Origin of the sequence: Paenibacillus sp. FSL R7-0210, assembly GCF_038009085.1 — a bacterium.
Lineage (GTDB): Bacteria > Bacillota > Bacilli > Paenibacillales > Paenibacillaceae > Paenibacillus_AQ > Paenibacillus_AQ silagei.
Map to the genome: position 1 here is coordinate 2381088 of NZ_JBBPAR010000001.1, position 12062 is coordinate 2393149.

Below are 12062 nucleotides of genomic sequence, written 5' to 3' on the forward strand. Positions count from 1 at the left end.
ATGTTTATCAAATCGGCAATAGTACCATGTTCTTGTCTTCCGACAAAAAACAAATTCTAAGGAGTTGCTTTTAATAATCATGGCTGACATCATTAACATTACGGCAATCATAAGCATAACAGTGCCAAACGTAAACATGGGCTGTTTGAATGCCCTCAAGTCCATGTCGTATTAGCCAGCCCCTCGAAAGCTACGGTGGTTAGAACGAGCATAATACCAATCGTCAACGCCCTGTGCTGCCTGTCAAAAATTCCAATCTGATTGTTGTTTGTCTCCTACACCTTCTTTGTAAAGTAAATTAGAAATCAAAAAAATGCCGCTTTTAATAGCAGCATTTTCTGAGATCAATTAATTTATTTACAAGTGGTGATATAATTATGCTTTTGGAATTGCCCCTATTTGTTGGAGCAAGCCAAGCATATCGGGTTGACCATACTCTTCAATAATTTGGCCATTAGAGATCCGATAAAAATTCATTGCATTTACTTCAATTTTCTTTCCTGTTGGTGGAAACCCGAGAAACACTCCGTCTTGTGTGCCCTTCATGACAAAATGAGCTGCTATTAGATCCTCTTCTGCTACCAGCTCCTTAACAGTCCATTGTATATCGGAAAAACCAGATCTCATCATATGAATTATGGAGAGATAACCATTTGGACCATTCATTGGTTCTTTTTGCATAGGTACATAAAAAACAGCATCTGGAGAAATCAATTCTTCAGCAAGTTCCTTGCTTGAAGTATTAATGAAGTTCGTGAAACGATGCATCAATTGTTTGTTTTCTGTAATCGTCATATTTAAACCCCTTTCTATTTCGTAAGATATAACGATCTTACCGTTTGCGGTGTTACTTTCCATTAAAAGATGTGCCTCTCCAATCTCCTCGAGTGTAAAGACTCGGGCAATAGGTGGGACTATACCATGTTTTTGGAGATGCTCAAATAAAGGGATCAGTGTACTTTCTTTGATAACTTCACTGGTGAACGCTGTAAAATACACACCTGTGGGTATATCCACTAAAGGTTCAAAGGCATCAAGAGTCCATTCATTTCCTAATATTCCTGACATGCAACATATCCCTCGTTCTGAGATGAATTGCAAGGACTCCTTTACAGTTGGTGTACCAACCAACTCTAGAACCTTGTTTACCCCATTTGGAGCAATAGCATACACCTGTTCTCTCAAATGCTCATTATCGAGCAGTGCATAGTCTGCTCCAGCTTGTTGGAGAAGTGCAAATTTCTCTTTGTCTCGAGTCGTTGATATGACTGTTGCTCCTACACTCTTAGCTAGCTGAAGTGCTGCTAAGCCTACGGAACTTGTCCCACCACGAATAAGCAGCATCTCTCCTGAAGTCAATTGAAGACATTCAAATAAGGATGCATACGCGGTATAATACATTTCCGGTATCGCTGCAAGTTCAGTCCATTTCATATCCCTAGGAATAGGATACACCTGGTCCGAAGGTATAAGTGCATATTCAGCATAACTTCCGTCAAATGCACGGCCTAACCCTCCCATTAATGAAGCGACGGCTGTTCCCTTTATAAATGTGCTATCAGAAGGGTCTTCAATCTCCCCTACGCATTCGATCCCCATAATACGCGGAAATTGAACGGACGGTGAATGCCCCTGTCTAGTAAACATTTCCGAGCGATTTATTCCAAACGCCCTGATTTTTACAAGTACCCACCCAGGTTTGACTATAGGAATAGGTACTTCAGTGATCTGTAGTTCTTGTGGGGTACAGACCCTTTCCAATACAACTGCCTTCATTATTTATTTCTCCGATCTCAAATGGATTCGTTTCTCAAACAGCATGAATATTGCGTTCGTCACAATGGCAAGTCCTGCTGACAATAAGCCCCCCCACAAAATCTTATCGATATTCATGGTCCGTAATCCATCATTTAATATCGTACCTAGCCCTCCTGCATTAATGAAGGCAGCGATGGTTGCCATGCCAATGGTTGTTACCGAAGCAAGTCGAAGGCCTGCAAACAGAGGCTTGATTGCTAAGGGTACCTGAACTTGAAGTAAGATCTGAAATCGGCTCATACCGACCCCTGTAGCAGCTTCAATAACAGATGGTTCAACATGATTCAAAGCTGCAGTGAACTGACGTAGAAGGATATATTGGTTATAAGCAATGAGCACGGTAATGGCTGTCGTTTTCCCCAATCCGGTCACAGGGATCATGATTGCAAACAAAGCCAAGCTCGGAATAGAATACAAAATTGAAAACATGTAAATGAGTGATCTAGATACCTTATCAGAGGCCAGAGCTAAGATGGTTAAAACGATGGCAATGAGCACAGAGAGCAGCATGGTCAGAATGAGGATCTCCACATGCTCCAATAATGCTTGTACCAACTTATCCGGATGTTTAATGGCATAGTTGATCATGTTAAGTTCCCCCAGAAGCGTTCTTGCTCCTTCGAAGATTGAATGAGTGAGTACACAAAATCATCTGCAGGATGAGTTATAATTTCTCTCGGGGTATCGAATTGACAAACCTTACCCTGATTCATAATCACAACTCTGGTTCCTAGCTTGAATGCTTCATTAATATCATGAGTCACGAACAAAAAGGTTTTTTTCATTCCCCCATGAATCTTTAAGAGTTCATCCTGGAGATTCAAGCGCGTAATAGCGTCCAAGGCCCCAAAGGGTTCATCCAGCAGCATAATATTGGGATCGGTTGCCAATGCTCGCGCAAGACCGATTCTCTGTTGCTGCCCTCCGGACAATTGTGAAGGATAACGTCGTTTGAAGTTCTCTGAATCTAATTCAACCAAAGCTAACAATTCTTGTACCCGATCTTCGATTTTCTTTTTGTCCCATTTCAAAAGACGAGGAACGGTAGCTATATTTTGTTCAATATTGATGTGGGGGAACAAGCCTACTTGCTGAATAACATAGCCGATTTTCCTTCTAAGTATTACAGGATCAACTCCAGCGATATCCTCCCCAAATATTTTAATAATTCCGTGGGAAGGATCGTTAAGCCGATTCACCATCTTCAATAAAGTTGTTTTTCCTGATCCAGAGGAGCCGAGGATGGTAATAAACTCCCCTTCACTTATCGACAGGTTCACATGATCCACTGCATATTCATTGGAATCTGAATATGTTTTACTCACATCATGGAATTCGATTGCTGTTGGATTCATGTTAACGCCATCCTTATTTAATGGAATCATAAAATTCTTTGGCCACATCTTCATATTCTTCTTTGTCTACGTCCACTTTCGCGTTTAGTGCGGTTACGGTGTCTGTATCCAATACCGAGCTAACCTTGTTGATCACTTCAGCGATGCCGGAATCCGTTGAAAGCACATTATCACGGATAACAGGCGCCAAGTTATAAGGGGGCCATACTTGTTTGTTATCTTCCAATAGAGTAAACTCGTCTTTGTTTACCAACTGACCTTCAGTAGTATATGCGGGCGCAACATCAGCCTCGTTGTTTCTAAGCACTTCATATTTCAAACTGTTATCATATACTTTGGATGATTTCCAATTGAGCTTGCCATACACTTTCTCCAGTGCTGGAATACCGTCAGCGCGCTGGTCCACCTCTCCTTGGGAAGCAAATCGAATCTCCCCGGCATGTTTTTGCAGGTCAGTAATGGTCTTGATCCCTAATCTTTGTGATACTTCCGTTCGCATAACGAGACCCGCTCCATCATTTGCTTTTGAATAATCGAGCCATGTGATATTGAATTGCTTTTTGTACTCTTCCTTGACTGTTGTATACACTTCATCCGGATCTGTCATCAAATCCATCTGTAATACGGCCAACAACCCAGTACCTGTGTACTCTGGATACATATCGATATCGTTATTAACAATCGATGAATGAATGATAGAACCCGCAATATTAGGAACCCGCTCTACTTGGTATCCCGCGTTCTCCAAAGCCAATGCATATAGCTCCCCGACAATTAAATTCTCAGTAAAGTCTTTTGAACCAATTCGTATTGTCGATCCATGATTATTCGTTTTATTACCACATGCGCTCAACATTATGGACAAAACAAGTGTGATTGAAATGGTTAAAACTAATTTTTTCTTTATGTTCTTTTTCATTTGTGTGAACCCTACCTTTGCAAGAATTTATATCTAAACAATACACGTTCAGACACATCTAAAATGAAGCCTATCCCAATAGCCAGAATCGCTACTGAGATAGCACCAATTAAAAGTAAATCCGTTCGATTGAGTCCTAAACCGGTAAAAATGATCTCTCCTAATCCACCAGCTCCAATTTTGGCAGCCAAGGTAGCGCTGGCGATAATTTCAATCGCAGCGGTTTTAATCCCTGTCAAAATCAATGGTCCAGCCACTGGGAATTGGATTTTCCATCTGATTTGTCGTTCAGACATCCCTACACCTTGTGCAGATTCAAGTAAAGACATGGACACACTTTGTAATCCGGATACTGTATTCATTAAGATTGGAGGGATTCCTAAAATAATGAGAGCGACAAGGGCTGGCCTAATTCCAGTACCCATGATAGGAAGCAACAGAAGTAAGATTGCTAGGCTGGGAATGATTCGTAATGTTTGAAATAACGAGGTGATCCATTTTTCGGAACGACTATATTTAGTTGATAAGGTACCTAAGATCATTCCTATAAGTGTAGAAATCATCAATGCCAATAAACTGATCTCTAAATGCTCTTTCCAAGAATTCAAGAACGTTGACATATGATTCGAAAAATAGTCACTCAGTTGCATCCATAAACTTTCTCTCAAACTCCCTCCCCCTTTCATCATTTTCATTTGATTTTTCATCGACAGAATTATAATATAAGCAATGTATTGGTTTTGAAAGTAGGCACCTTTTTGTTATATAGGAACCTATTAGTAACTATTGGAGGCGATAATGTAGTGATTTCAAAAAAAGAGTTGCCGTTGTGTCCCGTCGCAACGACAGTTGGATTGATAGGTAACAAGTGGAAGCTATTGGTTATGAGGGATCTTTTGAAGGGAACTCAACGATTCGGAGAACTTCGTAAAAGTATCCCGGAGATCAGTCAAAAGGTTCTCACTGAAAATTTACGCTCAATGGAAGAGGATGGAATTGTCATTCGTACTGTTTTTGCAGAAGTCCCTCCGAGAGTCGAATACAGCTTAAGTGACTTAGGAAATTCACTGAAGCCAATTATATTCTCTATGGAAACATGGGGACTCGGGTACCAGAAACTCAATGATGAACTTCCGAACGATATTCATCAGAGTGAATGATGTCAGATTGATACTCTCTGCAATATTTCTATTAGCAGTAAAAAAGCAATTCGGATTAAATCCGAATTGCTTTATCTTTAATTACTCCCTTAATCCTTCTGACTCCAGCAGCCGAAGATTGTTCTTTTGCAATACGGAATGTTCCTAAGTTTGTGGTATCTTCTACATGAGGCCCTCCACATACTTCCCGGCTCCACACTTTCCCTTCGTGATCTTGGATGGTATACACCTTAACGATATCCGGATATTTATCCCAAAAGTTTCCTTCCACATTACTTTCTTTCGCTTCAAGTTTAGGCAGCTCTGAAATAGAGGTAACTGCTTTCGATGAAATTGCATCATTCACATACTTCTCCACCTTAGCTATTTGCTCGGGGGTAAGTTTTTCATCATGGTTGAAGTCAAACCGTAATCGTTCGGAAGTAATATTACTTCCTTGTTGGTGAACATGATCACCTAGAACTTCCCTTAACCCCGCAAGTAGCAAATGAGATACCGTGTGCAGCGCGGTTGTTTCTGCGGAATGTTCAGCTAAGCCACCTTTAAATTTACCCGCAGAAGCAGTTCTGCTCATTTCAGCATGTTTCTTTGCCGCTTCTGTATAAGACGCCTTGTCTTCCATGCTATATCCACTTTCAGTTAAATACTCTTCTGTCAACTCCAAGGGAAATCCATAGGTTTCGTAAAAATAAAAGGCATCTGCCCCCGTAACTTTACCCTTATTCTTCAGATGCTTCTGTATTTCAAATTCTCCTTGCTGTAATGTTCTATAGAAAAGACTTTCTTCCTTATTTACGATTTCAATTACTTTCTTTTTATTGCGGATCAAATCTTCATAAGCTGTTGCTTCATCGATATAAACTTCAGACAACTGACCCACAAAGCTTCCTTGTATCCCTATTTTTTTACCCGCACGGATGGCCCTTCTTAATAGCCTTCTTGTTATATACCCTGCATCACTATTTGCCGGCTCTGCACCGTCATTAATGAGAAACGTAGCCGCTCTCACATGATCCAGTATGATTCTAAAGGACTTTAGATCGTCAGCATAGGATTTACCGCTTAGCTCCATCAACTTGTTCTTGGGATTAAGGAAGAAAGCCGTATTGTAAATATCCTTGTCCCCGTTAAGGGCTGTAGCCACCCTTTCTAATCCGCCTCCATAATCCAGATTGGGATTTTGCATTTTTACGAATCCGGTCTCTCCTTTTGTGTAACACATAAATACGTTGTTCCCAATTTCCAGGAATCTGTCGCTTTCAGAAGCAGGATGATCCAGTGGATCACCGCTTGGGTCAAGATCATAAAACATTTCACTATCGGGTCCACCCGGTTCACCAACCGGCATATGGAGAGGACTTCCGGCCCGGCTCCACCAATTTTCTTTTTCATCGTATAAGAATATTTTCCCGCCTCTGGATGCCCCATATTGCCAGGGATCATCTTCAATGATGGGTTCTATCCCGACGGATTTGAATTTTGCTGACCAGAGCCCAAGGGCTTCCGTATCTTTCGGTATATTCAATTCGTCACTTCCTGCGAAAGCACTGATATACAGCCTGCCCGGATCCATTCCTAATTCGATGATCTGCCAATGCCAAATAGCGTCGATTTGCTTTTGCTTATAGTTATGTTCATTTGCTTTGAACTCCCACCGGCCTATCATTTCAAAAAATGTCAGATGCGACGTATCCCCTACTTCATCAATATCCACTGTCCTTAAGCACTTCTGAATATTAGCAATCTCATTGCCGATCGGATGCTTTTCCCCCAATAAATAGGGAACCATCGGCTGCATTCCGCTTCCTGTAAACAACGTTGAGGGATCATTTTCCGGTAACAAGCTAGAAGAAGGCACTTGGCTAGCCCCTATTCTTTTCATAAAATCAACATAGGATTGTCTCAACTCATCTGGTGTCATTGTAATACCTCCATCAAATATTAGTTATGCTTAAAACAAAAAAGCCCTAAGCTGACATGTTTCTTGTCAACTTAGGGCGAACGATTATGTCCGTGTTACCACCTAACTTCAGATTGCTCTGCGCTCTATCAGTACGGGATTGCTCCGATACTGTTTCCTGAATAACGGTGGAACTCCGTTGAAGCCTACTAAGATTCCTCTGTTCGGTCCACAGCTCCGAGACTGCTTCACTATTAGATCAATGAAGATTCGCACCAACCATCTTCTCTCTGTGAGATCCCTAATAGTTACTATTTCTCATCATAGCCTTTTCGTTTTAAGTTAAAGCAATGCTAGCACAATCAACTTACTTCGTCAAATAACAATTCCGTTCTAACTGGGGAACCTGGAGCCGGCGCTTACCATTTGTTTGATCTGCACAAGACCTGCCTGTAATAAAGCATCACTGAACTTCTCATCACTAACTGCCCTTGCCAGTGCCACAGTACCCACCATACTGCTCACCAACGCATAACTATTAGAGGGATCGATCCCAGCCATATTTGTAATAAACGCGATGAAACGTTGCAGCTCTTGTGTGTACGCTTGCCTAATATTTTCCGGTAGCTGGGCAACCTCTCCTGATAAAGCAGGTAAGATACAACCGGCTTCCGTCTGATCCCGATGCAGAGGGCTTAAGTAAAAATCAATGACGGCCTCAATCGGCGTCTGATCTTCATTTTTATTTTGGTCTGCAATTCTCTGAAGTGTGTCGATGGTGTCACTAATTGCGAAATGACAGGTCTCCATCACAAGCTGATCTTTATTTGCAAAATGGGAGTAAAATCCTCCGTGCGTCAGTCCAGCACCTTTCATAATATGTGGAAGACTAATATTCCGCACGCCGTGGGTGCGAAATGCTTTGGCTGCGCTGGTAATAATATGGCTTCGAACTTTGAGCTTGTGTCCTTTCGGATAAGGCATCCTGCTCTCTCCCTTTTGTATAAGTCTGTATTTATGAATGTTTTTAAAATATTATAATTATCATATTATTTGATGTCAATTTATTATGAAGTGTTGACTCTTTTAAAATATGATGATTATAATATATTACGATCATCATATTTTATTTTGGAGGTACTCATTATGAACTCATTAGAAGCTGTAGATACCCTGGTCATTGGATCGGGGCCTGGCGGTTATGTAGCCGCATTACGTTCGTCACAATTGGGTATGAAAACAGTCATTGTGGAGCGCCACCAGATCGGAGGGGTATGTACACATGTAGGCTGTATTCCTTCCAAAGCGCTGATTGCTGAAGCGGAGCGTATTCATTTGCGAAGACACTGGTATACTGTTGACGAAGCTTCTTCTTTTCAGGAGGCTCAGTTGTTTAAGCAAGCTGTGGTGGATAAGCAGTCTGGAGGAGTTCGGTTTTTACTTAAAACAGCAGGTGTGACAGTTATCGAAGGAGAAGCCAGCTTGATAGACGCGAATACCGTTGAAATTCATCACGCTGAACAGAATGAGCACCGAATAGGCTTCAAACATCTCATCCTGGCAACCGGTTCCCGTCCGATTGAAATCAGCGCTCTTCCTTTCGGCGGACGGATTCTTTCATCCACTGAGGCGCTATCGCTAGCCGGTATTCCTAAGAGCCTTGTTGTAGTTGGCGGCGGTTATATTGGCGTGGAACTGGGTCAGATGTTTGCGAGATTTGGAACCACAGTTACGATGCTTGAGGGCGGTGAACAGATTTTACCCGGATTTGAAGCAGAGCTTGTCGCACCTGTCGTTCGTCAACTGAAGAAGGACGGGATAACCATCTTAACGGAAGCTAAGGTTACAGGAGCAGACCAATATACGAGTCACATCAATCTACATTATATGCGTCAGGATCAACACCATGTTGTTCAAGCTGAATATGCGTTAATTACGGTGGGCAGGAAACCGAACACAGATGGAACCTTGGGTCTTGAAAATATAGGTCTGTCCCCTACTCCACAAGACTTGATCGAGATTGACAAGCAGTGCAGAACATCTATCCCGCATATCTATGCCATTGGAGATATTGTTCAAGGCCCTGCCTTGGCTCATAAAGCTTCATATGAAGCAAAAATTGCAGCAGAAGCGATCGCGGGTAAACCCTCTGTCATCGACTACAAAGCTCTTCCGCTGGTTGTGTTCTCTCACCCGGAGATTGCGAGCGTTGGTCTTAGCGAAACGGCGTGTAAACAACAATCGATTCCTGTTGTCGTTGGAAAATCTATTTTTTCTATTAATGGCCGTGCGCTGGCTCTGAAAGAAACCGAAGGCTTTGTCAAAATCGTTGCTCATGCTGTGTCTGGTCTTGTATTAGGTGCACAGATTGTAGGCGCTGAAGCATCTACTCTTATATCTGAGCTATCCCTTGCGATTGAGATGGGAGCGACGGTAGAAGATATGGCCATGACCATTCATCCGCATCCAACGTTAGGCGAAATCATCATGGAGGCCGCAGAACAAGCCCATCGCAGATTGTAACAAACGATAATTATTGATGCAGGAGGTTTACTTATGGAGAAATCAAACGAAGTATATTGCGTTTCCGACCGGCTTGTTATTCGAAAGTTTGATTTGCAGGATGTACATTCTTTTTATCAATACCGGACGAATCCAGAGGTTTCCCGTTTTCAATCCTGGGATCATTATACGCTTCAAGAAGCTGAAGCATTTATCAGCAGACAAATAGTACATTCCCCGGATCAGCCCGGGACTTGGTTCCAATATGCAATTGCTCTAACGGAGTCAGATCAATTAATCGGTGATTGTGCCATTCACACACTCGCAGATGAACCCCGAATGGTTGAGATAGGATTCACTCTAGCACCTGAGCATCAAGGAAAAGGATACATGAATGAGGCGCTTCGTGCCCTGATTGACTATGTGTTTGGCTTACTAAATAAACATAAGCTGATCGCTTTTACCGATGTGAGGAACACAAAATCGATTCAAGTGCTAGAGCGTTTAGGCATGAGACGTGAAGGACACCTGCTCGAAAATTACATGTCCAAAGGCATTTGGGTAGATGAATTTCAATATGCAATGCTGCGATCGGAGTGGCTTAACAAACAAAACTGATTTCAAAAGAAACTTTCAGGTCAAATAGAAGTTGTTGTATTTACTATTTTCTGGAGACTTTCCTTGATTCTATGTGTAACTTCGTTACCATGATATGTGATCACTTTTTTAATATCCAGCTCCAGCAGTTTGGCAATCGACTTCAACGCAGTCGGATGATCCAACGTGTAATAGTTGTCAAAGGACAGGAGCTTACCAGCTTTTGAATTTAATGCATCGCCGGCAATTAACGTTTGAGTTGGGATATGATATAGCGATATATGATCTGGTGTGTGTCCAGGTGTAAAGACGACTTGAATACCGCCGGCCAGGGGCAGAATATCTCTATCCTTTAGTGCTGTATGAACGTGCACGGACGGTGCAAAAGTTGTACCTCTAATAAGCGGAAGCGCACCCGTCAAATAGGGTACAGTCTCCTCATGTGCGAGCACCGTCACCTCGTTCCCCCTTGCCTGAATAAGCTCCGGCAGACTGCCAATGTGATCGCTGTCTTGATGTGTAATGATGATATGCGTTAGCTGATCAAGTCCAAAGCCTTCCGTTTCAAGTAACTTACGGATCTTATCCAATTGCCCGGGAATGCCAGTATCAACAAGTACAAGATTCCGTTCATCCCACAACAAAGTTGGGTATACAATAAATGATCCCATTTGCAGCTCTATCGCTTTAATTCCGGTATCCGGCCGAGACAGGGACATTCCTTCATCATCCTTTCCTATAAGTAGGTATATTATATTACTTATAGGAAGCCGAAAGTCAACACTTTTTACACTCTCTATTCGGGCAGTCCCTGAAAAGAATTCCCTCGTGTCAGCTTCTGACTCTGATCGGCCCAGCGGATCTGAACCGAACGGGAAGTGAAGATGTCAGGCCCGTCCGATACCTGAAAATGCAAGTGTGCTTCACTGGAGTTCCCTGAATTACCAAGATGTCCGATGAGATCCCCCTGCTGTACGTTATCCCCTTTTTTGACGGCTACACTGCCTTTCTTGAGATGTGCTGTGATGCTGAACTCCCCATTTCCATGATCGATGACCACAACATTCCCTGCCGGTTCTTCAGCGTTCATCACGCCCGGCGTGTTATCCGGAATGTCATTTTTGACTTCAACCACCTTGCCATCTGCGGCTGCATAGAGCGGCTCACCAAAAGCATAATAATTCTCATTGTCCTTTCCCTCACCTTGATAGCTTGAAGCATCCTGTGTGCGGATAATGTCGAGTGCGTAACGCTGGGTTTCATGAGCATAATGATAGTTGGATAACACATCGTTCCCGCCCCAGAACACAAACCATTCGCCCTTCAATGGAAACTGGAATGCAGTCTTGGTCATCGCCTTATCCGTTGCTTCATGCGTTTCAAGCGGCTGAATCAGCAGTCCCGCAATCTGGTGATTTTCGGCAAAAGAGGCTTGAATCCCCTTGGTCCCCGTCTGATCCTTCCATGAGCTTTCAACAAGATTGTTCATTTTAAACTCCGTAACTTTCTCCCATGAAGCAACGCCTTCCATAAAGCTATCGGCAGTCGTCTTGAATTCGTCCAGCGATATGATTTCCTGTAGCTCCGGACTCATCTGTTTGTAGATGTCCTCCTTCGATCCCTTCATTAAGGTATCCATGAAATTGTCTGGTGTAATCATTGCGTCCTCCTCGGCTGTCTGTTCTACCGGTAATTGCTCTTGTGGTTCAGATGCTTCCGAAGTGCCGCACGCAGACAGCATCACACACGTACCAAGCACTACGGCAAGCAGCTTCCAGCTTTTCGAATATCCTCTAGTCATTTCCCTGCAC

The 12062-nt window shown here is 42.7% G+C and carries 12 protein-coding genes and 1 other annotated feature; of the genes, 3 read left to right on the top strand and 9 right to left on the bottom strand.

Annotated elements, in window-relative coordinates; translation table 11 throughout:
- Positions 1 to 375: 375 nt before the first annotated feature.
- Genes MKY64_RS10415 through MKY64_RS10435 form a run of 5 tightly spaced genes read right to left on the bottom strand, consistent with a single transcriptional unit; the run spans position 376 to position 4760 of the window.
- Positions 376 to 1776, bottom strand: a complete 1401-nt coding sequence (locus tag MKY64_RS10415; protein WP_340952739.1) for an ester cyclase — start codon at positions 1774 to 1776, stop codon at positions 376 to 378.
- Positions 1777 to 1779: 3 nt separating this feature from the next.
- Positions 1780 to 2406, bottom strand: a complete 627-nt coding sequence (locus tag MKY64_RS10420; RefSeq protein WP_340952742.1) for an ABC transporter permease — start codon at positions 2404 to 2406, stop codon at positions 1780 to 1782.
- Positions 2403 to 3173, bottom strand: a complete 771-nt coding sequence (locus tag MKY64_RS10425) for an ABC transporter ATP-binding protein (protein WP_340952745.1) — start codon at positions 3171 to 3173, stop codon at positions 2403 to 2405. The genes MKY64_RS10420 and MKY64_RS10425 overlap by 4 nt, the downstream gene beginning before the upstream one ends.
- Positions 3174 to 3186: 13 nt before the next feature.
- A complete protein-coding gene (locus MKY64_RS10430) occupies positions 3187 to 4092 on the bottom strand; it encodes a glycine betaine ABC transporter substrate-binding protein (RefSeq protein ID WP_340952747.1) in 906 nt (301 codons plus the stop codon).
- Between the two features lie 11 nt (positions 4093 to 4103).
- Positions 4104 to 4760 (bottom strand): ABC transporter permease, encoded by a 657-nt coding sequence (locus tag MKY64_RS10435; RefSeq protein ID WP_340952750.1) that lies wholly within the window; start codon positions 4758 to 4760, stop codon positions 4104 to 4106.
- A 135-nt stretch (positions 4761 to 4895) separates the two neighbouring features.
- On the opposite strand from MKY64_RS10435, the gene MKY64_RS10440 reads away from it, so the two are divergent.
- A complete protein-coding gene (locus MKY64_RS10440; protein ID WP_017688258.1) occupies positions 4896 to 5252 on the top strand; it encodes a winged helix-turn-helix transcriptional regulator in 357 nt (118 codons plus the stop codon).
- A 55-nt stretch (positions 5253 to 5307) separates the two neighbouring features.
- Here the strand turns inward: MKY64_RS10440 and MKY64_RS10445 are convergent, their stop codons facing one another.
- Entirely contained in the window at positions 5308 to 7173 is a 1866-nt protein-coding gene (locus MKY64_RS10445; protein WP_340952752.1) for an alanine--tRNA ligase, read from the bottom strand.
- Between the two features lie 69 nt (positions 7174 to 7242).
- Positions 7243 to 7486 (bottom strand) — a binding site (T-box leader).
- 59 nt (positions 7487 to 7545) lie between these two features.
- A complete protein-coding gene (locus tag MKY64_RS10450) occupies positions 7546 to 8136 on the bottom strand; it encodes a TetR/AcrR family transcriptional regulator (protein ID WP_340952754.1) in 591 nt (196 codons plus the stop codon).
- Positions 8137 to 8298: 162 nt separating this feature from the next.
- Here MKY64_RS10450 and lpdA point away from each other — a divergent pair, with 162 nt between their 5' ends.
- Together lpdA and MKY64_RS10460 are read left to right on the top strand one after the other, a co-directional pair.
- On the top strand, positions 8299 to 9675 hold the full coding sequence (lpdA, locus tag MKY64_RS10455) for a dihydrolipoyl dehydrogenase (protein WP_340952755.1): 1377 nt from the start codon (positions 8299 to 8301) through the stop codon (positions 9673 to 9675).
- 33 nt (positions 9676 to 9708) lie between these two features.
- Positions 9709 to 10272 (top strand): GNAT family N-acetyltransferase, encoded by a 564-nt coding sequence (locus MKY64_RS10460; protein ID WP_339257012.1) that lies wholly within the window; start codon positions 9709 to 9711, stop codon positions 10270 to 10272.
- Between the two features lie 20 nt (positions 10273 to 10292).
- On the opposite strand, the gene MKY64_RS10465 is transcribed toward MKY64_RS10460, so the two are convergent.
- Both MKY64_RS10465 and MKY64_RS10470 read right to left on the bottom strand, forming a co-directional pair.
- On the bottom strand, positions 10293 to 10970 hold the full coding sequence (locus MKY64_RS10465; RefSeq protein WP_340952756.1) for an MBL fold metallo-hydrolase: 678 nt from the start codon (positions 10968 to 10970) through the stop codon (positions 10293 to 10295).
- A gap of 77 nt (positions 10971 to 11047) precedes the next feature.
- A complete protein-coding gene (locus tag MKY64_RS10470) occupies positions 11048 to 12052 on the bottom strand; it encodes a M23 family metallopeptidase (RefSeq protein ID WP_340952757.1) in 1005 nt (334 codons plus the stop codon).
- Positions 12053 to 12062 lie beyond the last annotated feature (10 nt).